The organism is Mesorhizobium sp. M0139 (genome assembly GCF_040322455.1).
Taxonomy (GTDB): Bacteria; Pseudomonadota; Alphaproteobacteria; order Rhizobiales; family Rhizobiaceae; genus Mesorhizobium.
In genome coordinates this window covers 213,730-228,651 of record NZ_JAMYTN010000012.1, presented here as the reverse complement: position 1 = coordinate 228,651, position 14,922 = coordinate 213,730, and the positions used below count along the sequence as shown (strand labels likewise).

Here is a 14,922-nt window from a genome sequence, read left to right as displayed (position 1 = left end):
TGCCCGGCATCGAGCAAGACCACAATCATGGCGATTTTGGCGCGGCCGACCAGGTGATCCCAGCAGATACCAGCAATACGCCAGCAGCGACGATCGAGGCCAGGAAGAAGTTGCCCGAGGCTTGCGCCAGCAGTCCGGCGACGATCGGGCCGACGATCTGGCCGATGCCGAAGGAAGCGGTCATCAGCGCAAAAATCCGGCGCGGCGCCTCCGGCACGAGCTGCCTTGCCGTCTGCAGGCCGAGCGCGGTGATGGCGATGAAGGTGCCGCCGAGCAGGACGCCCGCCAGCAGCGGCCCGGCGGTGCCGCCGATGGCGACGCTGGCGGTGACGCCGACCACCTCGACCAGGCAGCCCACGGCATAGGCGGTATAAAGCCCGATCCGTGCCGCTACCTTCTGCCACAGCCAGACCGAGGGAAAGCCGGCAAGGCCGGTGACCATCCAGACGCTTGCCTCGAAGACGCGGCCGCCGCCGCCCTGGCGCACGATGGCGACCAGGAAGGTCGCCGTCACCACATAGCCGAAGCCGAACAGGCCGTAGGCAACGATGACTTTTGCCAACGACCGGTCCCTCGGCAGTGCCGGTTCGCGGTCGGCCACGCCGCTGGCAGGTGCGGTGCCGCCGGCAAGCCAGGCGACAAGCGCAAGGCCGCCGGCGGAAATCGCTGCCGACCACAGCCAGCCCGAAGCCCAGCCGGCATGTTCGGTGACCAGAACCGCCATCAGCGCTGAGGATGCCGCGATGCCGAGGCCGACGCCGCCGAAATGCAGCGCCTGCAGGTCGCTTCTGTTGGCGGCTGCCAGGTGACCGAAGACGATGGAGGCCATGAACACCATGACGAAGGCGCTGGCGAGACCGGCAAGGAAACGGATGAGGATGAAGGCCGTCATCGTTTCGGTCAGTCCCATCAGGGCGGCGAGCGCAGCACTGGCGGCAAGGCCGCCAAACATCAGCAGCCGCTCGCGCCCATGCGCCCAGCCGCCGGCCGCCGCAAGCGCGCCGACGAGGTAGCCGAGGTAGTTGGCCGACGCGATCCAGCCGGCATCGGCCGGCGACAGATGCAGTTCCTCCATCATGCCGGGCAGGATCGGGGTGTAGACGAAGCGGCCAATGCCCATGGCAACGGCCATGGCGATCATGCCGGCTACGGCTAGACGCAAGGGTGATGGCGCAGCGTTCATTGCAGCGCACAATAGATTTGGCGGCCGCCGAAACAATCCGCTTTGTGTTGGGCCAGTAGGCTCGCGACTAATGTCTAAGAATCTCAACCACAGCCGATTGCGCCGGTCTCGTAGGCGGTGCGGCGCGCCGTCAGCCGGAACGGCATGTCGCCAAGCTCGCGCTCCGACATGGTGTCGAACACCGGATGCGACAGGGGATCGATCACCCAATTGACGGCGTCGCCGGCATGGCGCGGGCCTTGCCGCGCGCCAGCAGCCGCAAAGATCTTGAGCAATGATAAGATCGTCACCATCCTTGCCTCCTCGGCCCACTCGCCGGTCTGACTGTCCCGCTAAAATCTGCTCTATTCCGCCGTCTTTCAATTGAGATTTCGGCCGCGCCGGTTTAGAAAAACTGGAATGGCTATGCTGAACCGCGTCCATCTCAACGGCCTGCGCGCCGTCGAAACCGTCGCCCGCCTCGGCTCGCTGGCGGCGGCTGCCGGCGAGCTCAACGTCTCCGTCAGCGCCGTCAGCCAGCAGATCAACCGCACCGAAAAGCAGCTCGGACAAGCGCTGTTCGAGCGTACGGCGAGCGGGCTGGTGCTGACCGAGTTCGGCACGGTTTTTTCCGCCCGGCTGGGCGCCGGTTTTCGCGAGCTGGCGCAGGCGGTGGCGCTGGCCGATGAGGCAAGCCAATGCACGCTGGTGGTTTCGGTGGCGCCGGCCTTCGCCTCGAAATGGCTGCTGCCGCGATTGTCGCGGCATTTCGACCGCCATCCCAACGTGCTGCTGCGCATCGACGCCTCGGTGCGGCTCGCCGATCTCGAACGTTCCGACATCGACATCGCCATCCGGCTTGGCGACGGCAAATGGCCGGGCGGCCGGGCGGAACTTTTGTTGACGCAGGAAGTCTTTCCGGTCTGCGCGCCGGTGATCGCCAAAAAGTTGAAGTCGATCGAAGACCTGGCGCAGACCTGCGCCATCACCGACGAACGGGCGATGATCAACTGGGAGAGCTGGTTCAAGGCTGCCGGGGCCGAGCCGGTCAGCTTCCGCAAGGGCGCGCGCTTCACCGACCCGATGTTGTGCCTGGAATCGGCAATCGCCGGCCACGGCGTCATGCTCGGCTGGCAATTGCTGGCCGCCGATGCGCTGGCCGACGGCCGCCTCGTCGCGCCTTTCGGCGTGCGGGCGCAGAGCGGCCTCGGCTACTGGCTGGTGACCTCGGCGACCAAGACCGAAAGCCGCAAGGTGCGCGATTTCAAGATCTGGATCCGCGAGGAAATCGCGGCGACCGTGGCGCAGTTCAGCGCGCTGGAAAGCGCTGCCTAGGGCTGTCCGTCGCGACAGTGCTGGAAAGCACAGCCGCGCCGATCTATGTTGGAAGCTTCACCCCCAAGACCAAGACAGGCAGGATCATGACCACACATTCGCGCGGCGTTTCCGCAACGATCGACCCGGTGAAGCTCGACAGGCTGGCGGAAGTCGCCATCAAGGTGGGGCTGCAATTGCAGCCGGGGCAGGATCTGGTGCTGACCTCGTCGATCGCCGCACTGCCGCTGACCAGGCGCATCGTCGAGCACGCTTACAAGGCGGGCGCCGGGCTGGTAACGCCGATCTTCAACGATGACGAGATCACGCTGGCGCGCTTCCGCTACGGGGCGGATGCCGGCTTCGACCGCGCCGCCGGCTGGATGTATGAAGGCATGGCGAAGGCCTTTTCCAACAATGCGGCGCGGCTTGCCGTGCGCGGCGAGGACCCGTCGCTGTTGTCGGCGCAGGACCCGGCGAAAGTGGCGCGCGCCAACAAGGCGAACTCGATGGCCTACCAGCCGGCGCTGGAAAAGATCACCGGCTTCGACATCAACTGGAACATCGTCGCCTACCCGGATCTCGCCTGGGCCAAGCAGGTCTTCCCCGGCGATGCCGACGATGTCGCCGTGGTCAAGCTTGCCGATGCGATCTTTTCGGCATCAAGGGTCGATGTGGAAGACCCGATCGCAAACTGGACGGCGCACAATGCAGCGCTGCGCGGCCGCACAAAGTGGCTGAACGAGCACAATTTCCATGATCTGCATTTCAGCGGCCCGGGCACCGACCTGACCGTCGGGCTGGCCGATGGCCATGAATGGATGGGCGGCGCCTCGACCGCCAAGAACGGCGTCACCTGCAATCCGAACATCCCGACCGAGGAGGTCTTCACCACGCCGCATGCACGGCGCGTCTCCGGCCATGTATCCTCGACCAAGCCGCTGTCCTACCAAGGCACGCTGATCGACGATATCTCGGTGCGTTTCGAAGAGGGCAGGATCGTCGAAGCCAAGGCTTCGAAGGGCGAGGACGTGCTGAAGAAAGTGCTCGACACCGACGAGGGTTCGCGCCGGCTCGGCGAGGTGGCGCTGGTGCCGCATTCCTCGCCGATCTCGGCCAGCGGCCTGCTGTTCTTCAACACGCTGTTCGACGAGAACGCCGCCTGCCACATCGCGCTCGGGCAGTGCTATTCAAAATGCTTCGTCGACGGCGCCTCGCTCAGCCAGGACGAAATCGCCCAGCGCGGCGGCAACAAGAGTTTTATCCACATCGACTGGATGATCGGCTCGGACAAGATCGACATAGACGGCGTGCATAAGGATGGCCGCCGCGTGCCGGTGATGCGCAAGGGCGAGTGGGCGTAAAGGGGGCGGATGGCCTTCGACCTGACGGTCAAGCGAATTTACAAAGCACCCGCGCCCGATGACGGGCAGCGGGTGCTGGTCGATCGCATCTGGCCGCGCGGCATCAGCAAGGAGGATGCCGCGCTGACGCTGTGGCTGAAGGAGATCGCGCCGAGCGATGAATTGCGGAGGTGGTTCGGACATGAGCCGGCGCGATGGGCGGAGTTTCAGGTGCGGTATTCGGTCGAGCTGGATGGGAATAGAGAAGCGGTGGCGAAACTGCGTGGCTTGCTCGGCAAGGCCAAGGTGACGCTGCTTTATGGCGCGCATGACGAGGCGCATAACAATGCGGTGGCGTTGGCGGGGTATTTGCGCTGGACGGGTTGAGAGACAGCGAACCGCTGCATACGCCGCAAGCGAAAGCCTTCACAATTAGCGATCGCCCTCCACGCGTTCGTCATCCTCGTGTCTGCGCTGCGTCGCTTCGCTCCTTGCTACGCCATAGGCTGACGAGGCAGGGCTACGCTACTTCACCACCCCTTCATAAGCCTCCGGCTTGAACCCCACCAAAATCTCATCCCCGACCTCGAGCACCGGGCGCTTGATCATCGTCGGGTTGGCCAGCATCAGCTTCCTGGCCTTCTTCTCGTCGAGCCCTTGCTTGTGCTTGTCGGGCAGTTCGCGGAAGGTCGTGCTGCCCTTGTTGAGCAGCTTTTCCCAGCCAACCTTGCCGATCCATCCATCCAGTCTGCCCACCTCTATCCCCTCGGCCCGGTAGTCGTGAAAACGGTAAGGCACATCGTGGCCCTCCAGCCAGGTGCGCGCCTTCCTGATCGTGTCGCAGGTGGTGATGCCGTACATGGTGATCGTCAAAACGCACTTCCCTTGGGCTGGTGGTCGAATCCGCCGGACAGCCTAAAACCGTCCTTCCCGCTTTGCCAGCACCCCGGTCACATCAGCCCATTTTTAGGGCTTGCCAATACTAAGGAATTTTCCTAAGTATCTTTCTATACCCGTCGACGGACCTCAGGATCGCCCATGCCAAGCCTCCACGCCCCAACTACAAGTCTCCCGCCGATCGACGGCATCTTCCGCGCGCTGGCTGACCCGACGCGGCGGCGCGTGGTCGAGCGGTTGAACCGCAGTCCGGCCTCGGTCAGCGAGTTGGCGCAGCCTTTCGAGATGGCGCTGCCTTCCTTCATCGAGCATCTGAAAGTGCTGGAAGGCTGCGGTCTGGTGCGATCGGAAAAAATCGGCCGCACCAGGACCTATCAGCTGGCGCCCGAACCGCTGCAGCTCGCCGAAAACTGGCTGGCCGAACAGCGCACGCTGTGGGAGCGCCGACTCAATCAATTCGACGCCTATGTGATGAGCCTCAAGGAGCAAGAAAAGTGAGCTATCCCTTCAAGCCCGACCCCAGACTGGACCTTGTGCTGGAGCGGAAGCTCGACGCGCCGCGCGAACTCTTGTGGAGCGCGATGACGGTGCCGGAGCATGTCAAGCAATGGTTCACGCCCAAGCCCTGGCTGATCACCGATTGCGAGATCGACCTTCGTCCGGGCGGACTGTTCCGGACGCGCATGCAATCGCCCGACGGCAAGGAGGTCAACGACCGCCATTGCTGCTATCTCGAGATCGTGCCGAACGAGCGGCTGGTGTGGACCGATGCGCTGCTGCCGGGCTATCGGCCCTCCGGCGAGCCCTTCATCACCGCAGTCATTTCGCTTCAGTCGGATGACAAGGGCACGCGCTACACGGCAACGGCCATCCATCGCGACGAGGCTACCCGCAACAATCATGAAGAGATGGGGTTCTTCGACGGCTGGGGCACGGTGGCCGATCAGTTGGCGCAGTATGTGAAGACCATTTGAGCTTTTCCCACTGCGGCCAGGACTTTGTCCCGGCCGCCTGGTTTTTGGGTCGTGCAGCGAAGTGCGCCGGAACCCTACGGCACCCGGGCTCAGTAGTAGAAGCGCTCTTCGGTGATCTTGCCGTTCTTGACCGTGTACAGGCCAACCTCGTCCATGGTGACCCGTTCGCCGGTCGCCTTGGGCGTTATGTCGAACTTGAAGCGCACCGCGAACTGGTCGCCGTTGACATAGGGGCCTTCGACAGACCCGCCATGGACTTCGTGGTTCTCTTGCCACCATTCGCCCTTTTGCCTGAGAGCCTCCTTGCCACGGGCGATGGCCATCGGCCCCTCCATGGCTTCGAGGCTGACGATATCATCGGCATTGTACTTTTCACCAGCACCCAGGTGATCCCCCTGCTGGAGCATTTCAGTGAAATCCTTGGCAACATCCGCGATGGTCATGTGTGTTCCTCCTGTTCAGACTGGTTTGAAGTAGGGAAGCGCTTGCCGGCCCGCCACCTTTACCCGCACGACAGCTGACAAGGTGTGTCAGGACGATGATATAGCGCGGCTGTGTGACGACGATTGCGGCGGCGTCGGACAGCGACTTCGGTTGCAGACAAAAGCCAATTCCGCAATGCTGGGTGCATGTGCAACCTCTACAACATCACGACGACGCAAGAGGCGGTCCGCCAATGGACCCGCACATTGCGCGATATCAGCGGCAACCTCGAACCTTCGCTTGATGTCTATCCCAATCAACCTGGGCTTGTCGTTCGCAACAGGACGGATGGGGAGCGTGAACTGGCGAAACTGCTTTGGGGGTTGCCAACGCCGCCCGAGCGCATGAAAGGTAAGGCCGACTACGGCACCACCAACGTTCGCAATCCGCAATATTCGCACTGGCAGCAATATGTGGGCGTCGAGCACAGATGTGTCGTGCCGGTGACCAGCTTTGCCGAGCCCAGCCCTGCGGCGAACGATAAAGACCCGGAAACAGGAATCCAGCGAAATTACTGGTTTGCCCGTGGCGAGAGCCGGCCGCTGTTCTTCTTCGCTGGTTTCTGGACGTCTTGGCAGGGCGTGCGAAAGGTCAAGGACGGTCCCGGCGACTTCGAGCTATACGCCTTCATGACCACCAAGCCTAATGCTCTCATTGCGCCGATACATGAGAAGGCTATGCCCGTGATCCTCACCACGCCGGAGGAAACCGAGGCTTGGCTGACGGCGCCATGGTCGGAAGCACGGCGTTTGCAGCGGACGGCGCCCAACGACGCGTTGGTGATCGTTGAGAAGCCAGCCACACAGATCAAGTTCCCACCACAGGCCCCGGCCCAAGGGTCTCTGTTTTAGCCCGAAATCGGCTCTCCTCAATCGTCGTCTCGCCAGATTACCCGGCGAACCATGCGGATTTCGACAAGACGTCTGACGCGAATTTTAAGGCGTTCAGCAGCGCTTGGCAGAATGATGCCTGCATCGAGCTCACGACCTTTGCAGCGCTCGCACCGCATGTGCCGCTCCACATCCCAAAAGGGGATATCACCAACCAGCTTTGCGAGATCGCCAGGCAGATAGTGTCGAGTGATGTTGCAGTTCCGACATCGAACACGAATTAGCTGCCCGACTTCATGCGCCAAGCAGAGGGTTTGCACATTTCGGCGCGGTCGGGTGCTTAGTTCGGGCATCCCGCAAAGTAGGAATATGTTCCTTTGCGAGTCAATTCACACTTAATTCCACCTTGGCGATCTTCACAGCAGGTTAAATCCAACCGTCGATGAAGGGTTTGGGTTGGATCAGCTTGGCAGCATAGGGCAGTTGGCACCACGGCGCAGGCTAATATGCGCCACGTCGCCGACGCTGAATTGAAAGCCCTCGGCCTGGCGAGGCGCATCGATCACCACCGGCAATCCCTGCCCCAGCTCAGCATGCAGCCGCAGCGTGCGGCCGTGGAAGACGATGGAGTTGACGCGCGCCGGCGCGGTGCCGGCGGCGGCATCGGTGGTGGCCAGCAAGTCCTCGGGGCGAACGCCGATGGTGCGCTCAGTGCCTTCGCCGGGTGTGTCGCCGGTTTCAGATGTTGCTTCCAGCGAAAGCCCGCCAGCGGCGAAGCGCAGGCGGTCGCCGTCGCGGCCGATGAAGCGCGATTGCAAGAGGTTCATGGTGCCGATGAAGCTTGCGACGAATTTCGTCGCCGGCCGGTCGTAAAGCGTAGCCGGCGGCGCGATCTGCTCGATGCGGCCCTTGTTCATGACGACGATGCGGTCGGAGATCGACAGCGCTTCGGTCTGGTCGTGGGTGACCATGACGAAGGTGGTGCCGAGCCGCGACTGCAGCCGCTTCAGTTCGACCTGCATCTGTTCGCGCAGATGCGCATCGAGCGCCGACAGCGGTTCATCGAGCAACAGAACGCGCGGCTCGCAGACTATGGCTCGGGCGAGCGCGACGCGCTGGCGCTGGCCACCCGACAGTTCGGAAACGCGGGCGCCGAGCTTGTCGGCGAGGCCGACCATGTCGAGGGCTTCGCGGACGCGCTTTGCCTGCTCGGCGCCGGACAGTTTGCGCAGCGACAGGCCGAAGCCGACATTCTCGGCGACGTTCATATGCGGGAACAGCGCATAATCCTGGAACACGGTGTTGACGGGACGGTCGAACGGCCTGAGCGCGGTGATGTCGCGACCATCGAGCAGCACCTTGCCGCTCGAGGGGCTTTCGAAACCGGCAATGACGCGCAGGCTGGTGGTCTTGCCGCAGCCCGAGGGCCCGAGCAGGGTGATGAACTCGCCGCTGATAATGTCGAGATCGACGGCGTCGAGCCCGACAATGCCGCCGGGGAAAACCTTCGAGACCGTGTCCAGGCGTACCAGCGCATCAGGCGCCATCGCGAACCTCGGACGGCTTGGTGGTGTTGACCCAGAGGATCTGGCAAGGCTCGGTGCCGGGATTGCGGAAGGCGTGCAGAAGCGTGCTCTTGAAGGCAAAGGAGTCGCCGCTCTTCAGCACGTATTTTGTCGAGTCCACCACCAGTTCGACCTCGCCCGACAGGACATAGCCGAACTCGTGACCGATATGCGCATAGGCTTCCGCCGTGCCGCCATCGGCTTCCACGGTCACCAAGAGGCCGGTCAGCGCCGCGCCCGGCGGCGACAGCAGCGCCTTGGCGATGGCTTCCGACTTGACCGGGAGCTGCCGCCTTTTGTCGGCGCGCACGCAATAGAGATCGTTGGCGGCTTCGTTGCCGTCGGTGATCAGCGCCGAAGGCTCGATGTCGAGCGCGGCCGCAAGCGGCCAGATCACCTTGACGCGCAGCGAAGACAGGCCGCGCTCGATCTGGCTCAGCGCACCGATGGAGACGCCGGCTTTTGCTGCCAGCTCGGCCAACGACAAATTGCGCTCCAGCCGCAGCGCCCGCACGCGCCGGCCGACGCGGATGTCGGCGTCGGCCTTGGGCTTCTCGGTTGCGTCGTCAAGCATGTCCATGCGTGGGTCCTCGTCTCTTTATTGGCGCGGCGAGGGTTGATAGGCTCCCCCTTCTCCCCTTGTGGGAGAAGGTGTCGCCGAAGGCGACGGATGAGGGGGGTTCCAGCGGAGTGAGACGTTGGCGTTCCTTGGAACACCCCTCATCCGTCTCGGCGCTGTGCGCCGATCCACCTTCTCCCACAAGGGGAGAAGGGGACACCCCAGCCTCAGCTCACCCCCCAGCCTTCACTTTCTCGAACATCTTCGCCACATCGTCGTTCTGCTTCATCGGGCCGGTGAAGATGGTGGTCTTCAGCATCACCTCCGGGTCCGCCGGCAATTGCAGCTTGTCCAGTTCGTCCTTCGCCACGCCGGCGAAGGCGGTGCTCAGCGAGCTGCCATAGCCGTAGGCCTGGATCAGGTACTTACCCGAGTCGGCGTCGAGCCGACTGTTGATGAAGTCATAGGCGAGGTCGACGTTTTTGGCGTCCTTGAGCATGACGAAGCCGCAGGCCCAGGTCAGCATGCCCTCCTTCGGCTTCATGAACTCGACCGGCACGCCCTGCTTCTTCAGCGAGGTTGCCGACGCGTTCCAGGTCATGGCGGCGACCAGCTGGCCGCTGGCCAGCGCCTGTTCGACCGAGGTCATGTCGGTGGTGTAGTTGGAGAGCAGCGGACGCTGCTCGCGCAATTTTTCCGCCACCTTGTCCATCTGCTCCGGCGTCATATCGAAGGGGTTTACGCCGGCCAGAAGTGCTGCAACGATCGGCGTGTCATGCACGGCATCGATGGTCGCCATGCGGCCGGCATATTGCTTGTCCCACAGAAGGTTCCAGCTCGCTTCCGGGTTCTTCACCAGATCGGTGCGGTAGAGGATCGAGGTGTTGCCCCAATCCCACGGCACCATCCAGACCTTGCCGTCGCCGGCCTGGATGTCGGGCAGGTTCTTGAACACCGGGAAGATCGAATCCCAGTTCTTGATGCGCTTGGTATCGATCGGCTGCAGCAGGCCTTCCTTGTTCCAGCGCGCCACCTTGTCGTAGCAGGGATGGGCGATATCGGGGCGGAAGCCGGCCTTGACCTTGGTGAAGGCATCGTCGTCGTCGCCGAAGATCGAGGCCTCGACGCCATCGGGATGGGCCGTCAGGAAGCTCTTGTTGAAGTCTGGCAGTTCATAGCCGGACCAGGTGAAATATTGCAGCTTGTCGGCGGCGAAGGCGACAGTCGACGACAGGACGATTGCAAGCGCGGCAAGCCCGGTGCGGGCTGTCTTTGCAGTGATCGATTTCGGGCCAGTGATCGATTTCAGCCCAGTAATTGATTTCGGGTCGAATGCCATTTCGGTTCTCCTCTTTTGTTATGGTTCAGGCTGGACTGGTGGGCGCCGTCCGACGGGCTGTGCTCAGCCCGCGATGGCGCAGGATTTCGGCGATGCCGGCGATGATGACGGACACAGCAAGGATAGCTGTCCCCAGCGCCATCACGGTCGGCAGCGAGCGAGGAAAACGCAGTTGGCTCCAGATGTAGAGCGGCAGCGTCGGCTCGGTGCCGGCGAGGAAGAAGACGACGATGAACTCGTCGAAGGAAATCAGAAAGGCCAGCATGAAGGCCGAGACGATGGCCGGCAGCGAGAGCGGCAACATCACCCGCCGGAAGGTCGTCCAGTCGGAAGCGCCGAGATCGAGTGCGGCCTCGCGAATGGTTTTCGGAATTGCGGCAAACCGGCTGCGCATGATCACCACGGTGGTCGGCAGCGCCACCAGTATGTGGCCGAGAACGATGGCGATGCGCGACGGGCCGAGGCCGATGAGATTGACGAGGATCAGCAACGATATGCCGACGATGACGCCGGGGATCAGGATCGGCAGCCTGGAGATGGCGCTGATGGTGGCGGCGAGCGGCGAACGACCGTAGAGGTCCATATAGGAGACGGTGATGCCGCAGAGCGTGGCGCCGGCGGCGGCCACGACGCCAATGACGAGACTGTTCAAAAGCGCGCCGGACAGCGCCGGATTGCCATAGAGCGTGGCATACCATTCGAGCGTGAAGCCCTGCAGCGGAAACGCGGCCTGGATGGAGTTGTTGAAGGAAAACAGCGGGATCAACAGCACCGGCAGATAGAGGAAGACGAGATAGGCAAGCACATAGACGCCGAGCCAGCCGCGGCCATCATCTCTCCGCGCCGCGCTCATGTGCGGCTGCCGAATCTGCGGTCGGCGCCGCGTGCGACCAGCACCACGCAGAGGATGACCAGCATCACGCAGACTGAAAGTGCCGCCCCGAACGGCCAGTCATTGGCCTTGCCGAACTGCGACTGGATCAATGTGCCGATCATGGTGCTGGCGGGACCGCCGACCATGGCCGGGGTGACATAGTCGCCGACCGTCGGCACAAAGACGACGAGGGCGGCCGCCAGAACGCCCGGCATCGAATTGGGCAAGACGACGCGGCGAAACGCCGTGAACGGTCTGGCGCCGAGATCGGAGGCGGCTTCGAGCAGTGATTTCGGGATGGTGTCCAGCGCCACATAGATCGGCAGGATGGCGAAGGGCGCATAGGCATGCGCCAGCGTGACGACCACCGCCGCCGGCGTGTTGAGGAAGGCCAGCGTCGGCTCCGACCAGATGCCGCTTTCGATCAGCGCCGAGTTCAAGACGCCGTTGTAGGCGAGCACGATCTTCCAGGCGAAGACGCGCAGGAGATAGCTGGTCCAGAACGGCAGGGTCACCAGAAACAAAAGCAGGCTGCGGCGGCGGCCGGCATAGAAGGCGAGATAGTAGGCGACGGGATAGGCGGTGACGACGGTCGCCAGCGTCACCAGGCCGGCGATCACCAGCGAGCGCAGCGTCACCGTCCAGTAGAGCGGATCGGAGACCACGGTGATGAAGTTGCCTGCGGTGAAGCCGGCGCCGAGCAGCGAGCCGTCATTGCCGCGCAAAGCGAGGAACAGCACCAGGCCGAGGGCAAACAGGATCAGGAAGAAGGTGACGAGCCCGCCCGGCAGCAACATGGCGAAGCGGAAGCCTCGGGACGACCCTGCCGGCGCTTCTGGTGCAACGATGCTCGACATCGGACTGCTCAACGGAAATATGAAATCGGCTTAGCTTTTTTCATATTTGTGAAACTGTCAAGCTGAATCCACGAGGCCTAGGCGACCGGCGCCCAATCAGCGCTCGAAGGCGTCGAGCATCCGGTACCAGGCGATGGTCGCGGCGACGCCGACCTGGCGGAAGGCGTGGAACGGAATCGGCCGGACCGGCGACAGCGGGAACGGCAATTGATTGACATCGCCGCCCGCGAGGTAGCCCGCCATGCGTTTTCCCAGCGCGGTCATCAGGCCGACGCCCCTGCCCTGGCAACCAACCACGGCGAGCAGGCCCTTTTCCGGCTCATGGATGTGCGGCAGGTGATCCGGCGTCATCGCCACACGACCGAACCAGCGTTTCTCGATCGAGATATGGGCCGAGGCCGGATAGAGCCGCACCAGCGCGTGCTGCAGATGCGCCCAGTCGGCCTCGCTCCTCGGCCGCGCCATGCGGCCGCGGCCGCCAAGCACCAGATGGCCGTCGGTTGTTTTGCGGTAGTAGACGAGAATGCGCCTGGAGTCGGACACCGCCTGCCCTTCCGGCAGGATCGTCGCCGCAAGGTTGGATGACAGCGGCGCGGTCGCGACCTGGAAGGAATGCAGCGGCACGATCGTTTCCGCGAGGCCCGGAAGCAGTCCATCGGTATAGGCGTTCGTCGCCAGGACAACCGCTTTCGCCCGCACCTCGGCGCCGCTTTCGGTTGAGACACGCCAAAGGCCGGCCTCCTTGCGGAGTTTCACCACCTTCTGCCGCTCGGCAATGCTGGCGCCGGCGGCGGCGGCGATGCGCGCCAGTTCCACTGTATAGGCGAGCGGATCGATGATGCCGGCGCGGCGGTCGAGCCAGCCGCCGAGATAGCCTTGCGCGCCGGTCATAGCGGCGATCTCGCTTTCATTCAGAAGCCGGACATCGGCGCCACGCGCCCGCCATTGACGATCCCTGTTCGCCGCCGCTTTCAATGCGGTTTCGGTATGCGCGGCCTGGATCCAGCCATTGCGGGTGAACGGCACCGCCAGCTTTTCGTCTTGGATGAGATCGAACACCGTATCCGCCGTCGAGGCGGCGAAATCGACCAGCGCTTGGCCACGCTCGGGGCCGAAATGCTCGAGCAGCCATTCGGGATCATATTTCAGGCCGGGAATGACCTGGCCGCCATTGAGGCCCGAGGCGCCCTGGCCGATCTCGCCAGCCTCCAGCACCTGTACACCGAGACCGAGCCGGGCTGCGTGCAAGGCGGTCGACAGGCCCATGAAGCCGCCGCCGATGATGGCAACGTCAACCGGCGCCGGGACGAGCGACTGGAAGGCGGATGCGGTCTGCGGCTTCTGCCAGATCGGAACGGAAAACGGTGCGGGCAAGGCTTCACCTGGAGTATGCGTAAAATGAAAATTCTAGTTCCAGTTTCATTTTTTTGAAAGAGCGGGCCTCATGTCAGAACTGACAATTGCCTGCGCCACGGGATAGACCTTTGGCGTGAATCCGGTGAAAGTGCAGCGGCCCAGCTGCCATCTCGATCATCAAAGGACCGTAAGCCATGACGAACCCAACGCAGCTTCCCGCCGACGGGCTCTTCATCGGCCGAGCCAGGGCAAGCGATGCCTCGCATCCGCTGGTGGTCACCGTGCGCGACGGCATCGTTTTCGACGTCACCTCGACCACCGCACCCACAGTGCGCGACATCTGCGAGATGGCCGATCCGGCCGGACACGTGCGCTCTGCCAAGGGCGAACCGATCGGCTCGCTCGACGCGATCGCCGCCAACAGTTTTCAGGCCACCCGCGACCCGGCAAAACCCTATCTGGTCTCGCCTGTCGACCTGCAGGCGGTGAAGGCGTCGGGCGTGACCTTCGTGGTCAGCCTGCTCGAACGCGTCATCGAGGAGCAGGCGCGCGGTTCGGCGGAAAAGGCCGACGCCATCCGCGCCGACATTGCCGGGCTGATCGGCCACGATCTGTCCAAGCTGAAGCCCGGCTCGCCTGAGGCGATGGAGATCAAGGCCAAGCTCATCCAGCGCGGCGCCTGGTCGCAATATCTGGAAGTCGGCATCGGCCCCGACGCCGAGATCTTTACCAAATGCCAGCCGATGGCGTCCGTCGGCTTCGGCGCCGATGTCGGGCTGCATCCGGTGTCGACCTGGAACAACCCCGAGCCGGAGATCGCCATGATCGCCGCCAGCACCGGCAAGATCGTCGGCGCCACCATCGGCAACGACGTCAATCTGCGCGACGTCGAGGGACGCTCGGCGCTGCTGCTCGGCAAGGCCAAGGACAACAATGCCTCGGCCTCGCTTGGGCCCTTCATCCGGTTGTTCGACGCAAGCTTTTCCATCGACGATGTCAAGCGCGCCACTGTGCGGCTGAAGGTCGAGGGCGAGGACGGGTTTTCGCTGGAGGGCGCGAGCTCGATGGCCGAGATCAGCCGTTCGCCCGAAGAACTGGTCGCGGCCGCCATGGGGCCGCACCACCAGTATCCCGACGGCTTGGCGCTTTATCTCGGCACCATGTTCGTGCCGTCGAAGGATCGCGGCGAGAAGGGCAAGGGATTCACCCACAAGGTCGGTGACATCGTCACCATCTCGTCGGAGAAATTCGGCGCGCTGGTCAACCGGGTGCTTCTGTCGCCCGATTGCCCGCACTGGACCTACGGCGCCAGCCATCTCATGCGGGACCTAGCCAAGGCCGACCTGATCTGATTTCGGAGCAGCGGGAC

Annotated in this window: 17 protein-coding genes; 7 read left to right on the top strand and 10 right to left on the bottom strand. The window is 63.4% G+C overall.

The window, feature by feature from the left end; genetic code table 11:
* Positions 1-25: 25 nt before the first annotated feature.
* Both NKJ58_RS21830 and NKJ58_RS21825 read right to left on the bottom strand, forming a co-directional pair.
* A complete protein-coding gene (locus NKJ58_RS21830) occupies positions 26-1,183 on the bottom strand; it encodes a YbfB/YjiJ family MFS transporter (protein ID WP_352561096.1) in 1,158 nt (385 codons plus the stop codon).
* An 83-nt stretch (positions 1,184-1,266) separates the two neighbouring features.
* A complete protein-coding gene (locus tag NKJ58_RS21825) occupies positions 1,267-1,476 on the bottom strand; it encodes a hypothetical protein (protein WP_352519960.1) in 210 nt (69 codons plus the stop codon).
* A 106-nt stretch (positions 1,477-1,582) separates the two neighbouring features.
* Between NKJ58_RS21825 and NKJ58_RS21820 the strand changes: the two genes are divergently transcribed.
* From NKJ58_RS21820 to NKJ58_RS21810, 3 genes are all read left to right on the top strand, one after another.
* On the top strand, positions 1,583-2,497 hold the full coding sequence (locus NKJ58_RS21820) for a LysR substrate-binding domain-containing protein (RefSeq protein ID WP_352519959.1): 915 nt from the start codon (positions 1,583-1,585) through the stop codon (positions 2,495-2,497).
* A gap of 86 nt (positions 2,498-2,583) precedes the next feature.
* Complete coding sequence (locus NKJ58_RS21815) at positions 2,584-3,840, top strand: aminopeptidase (RefSeq protein WP_352853789.1); 1,257 nt, start codon at positions 2,584-2,586, stop codon at positions 3,838-3,840.
* Between the two features lie 9 nt (positions 3,841-3,849).
* Positions 3,850-4,206 (top strand): DUF488 domain-containing protein, encoded by a 357-nt coding sequence (locus NKJ58_RS21810; RefSeq protein WP_352853787.1) that lies wholly within the window; start codon positions 3,850-3,852, stop codon positions 4,204-4,206.
* Between the two features lie 138 nt (positions 4,207-4,344).
* On the opposite strand, the gene NKJ58_RS21805 is transcribed toward NKJ58_RS21810, so the two are convergent.
* The gene (locus NKJ58_RS21805) at positions 4,345-4,692 is read right to left on the bottom strand and encodes an ArsC family reductase (RefSeq protein ID WP_023687095.1); all 348 of its coding nucleotides are present in this window, start codon (positions 4,690-4,692) and stop codon (positions 4,345-4,347) included.
* 165 nt (positions 4,693-4,857) lie between these two features.
* Between NKJ58_RS21805 and NKJ58_RS21800 the strand changes: the two genes are divergently transcribed.
* Together NKJ58_RS21800 and NKJ58_RS21795 are read left to right on the top strand one after the other, a co-directional pair.
* A complete protein-coding gene (locus NKJ58_RS21800) occupies positions 4,858-5,214 on the top strand; it encodes an ArsR/SmtB family transcription factor (protein ID WP_023684392.1) in 357 nt (118 codons plus the stop codon).
* Positions 5,211-5,690, top strand: a complete 480-nt coding sequence (locus NKJ58_RS21795; RefSeq protein ID WP_023668501.1) for an SRPBCC family protein — start codon at positions 5,211-5,213, stop codon at positions 5,688-5,690. The genes NKJ58_RS21800 and NKJ58_RS21795 overlap by 4 nt, the downstream gene beginning before the upstream one ends.
* Positions 5,691-5,779: 89 nt before the next feature.
* On the opposite strand, the gene NKJ58_RS21790 is transcribed toward NKJ58_RS21795, so the two are convergent.
* The gene (locus tag NKJ58_RS21790; RefSeq protein WP_023684393.1) at positions 5,780-6,133 is read right to left on the bottom strand and encodes a nuclear transport factor 2 family protein; all 354 of its coding nucleotides are present in this window, start codon (positions 6,131-6,133) and stop codon (positions 5,780-5,782) included.
* Between the two features lie 186 nt (positions 6,134-6,319).
* On the opposite strand from NKJ58_RS21790, the gene NKJ58_RS21785 reads away from it, so the two are divergent.
* On the top strand, positions 6,320-7,024 hold the full coding sequence (locus NKJ58_RS21785) for an SOS response-associated peptidase (protein ID WP_023684394.1): 705 nt from the start codon (positions 6,320-6,322) through the stop codon (positions 7,022-7,024).
* Between the two features lie 440 nt (positions 7,025-7,464).
* On the opposite strand, the gene NKJ58_RS21780 is transcribed toward NKJ58_RS21785, so the two are convergent.
* The 6 genes from NKJ58_RS21780 to NKJ58_RS21755 form a co-directional block, all read right to left on the bottom strand.
* Entirely contained in the window at positions 7,465-8,550 is a 1,086-nt protein-coding gene (locus NKJ58_RS21780) for an ABC transporter ATP-binding protein (RefSeq protein WP_023687090.1), read from the bottom strand.
* On the bottom strand, positions 8,540-9,148 hold the full coding sequence (locus tag NKJ58_RS21775) for a helix-turn-helix domain-containing protein (RefSeq protein ID WP_352853786.1): 609 nt from the start codon (positions 9,146-9,148) through the stop codon (positions 8,540-8,542). Before NKJ58_RS21775 ends, NKJ58_RS21780 begins: the two co-directional genes overlap by 11 nt.
* Before the next feature lie 211 nt (positions 9,149-9,359).
* Positions 9,360-10,466: an ABC transporter substrate-binding protein gene (locus NKJ58_RS21770; RefSeq protein ID WP_023668506.1), complete on the bottom strand. Its 1,107-nt coding sequence runs from the start codon at positions 10,464-10,466 to the stop codon at positions 9,360-9,362.
* Positions 10,467-10,491: 25 nt separating this feature from the next.
* Positions 10,492-11,319 (bottom strand): ABC transporter permease, encoded by an 828-nt coding sequence (locus NKJ58_RS21765; protein WP_023709184.1) that lies wholly within the window; start codon positions 11,317-11,319, stop codon positions 10,492-10,494.
* Positions 11,316-12,197 (bottom strand): ABC transporter permease, encoded by an 882-nt coding sequence (locus tag NKJ58_RS21760; protein ID WP_352853785.1) that lies wholly within the window; start codon positions 12,195-12,197, stop codon positions 11,316-11,318. Before NKJ58_RS21760 ends, NKJ58_RS21765 begins: the two co-directional genes overlap by 4 nt.
* A 96-nt stretch (positions 12,198-12,293) precedes the next feature.
* Positions 12,294-13,571 (bottom strand): NAD(P)/FAD-dependent oxidoreductase, encoded by a 1,278-nt coding sequence (locus tag NKJ58_RS21755; RefSeq protein ID WP_352853783.1) that lies wholly within the window; start codon positions 13,569-13,571, stop codon positions 12,294-12,296.
* Between the two features lie 176 nt (positions 13,572-13,747).
* Here NKJ58_RS21755 and NKJ58_RS21750 point away from each other — a divergent pair, with 176 nt between their 5' ends.
* The gene (locus NKJ58_RS21750) at positions 13,748-14,905 is read left to right on the top strand and encodes a fumarylacetoacetate hydrolase family protein (RefSeq protein ID WP_023749139.1); all 1,158 of its coding nucleotides are present in this window, start codon (positions 13,748-13,750) and stop codon (positions 14,903-14,905) included.
* The last annotated feature ends 17 nt before the right edge of the window (positions 14,906-14,922 follow it).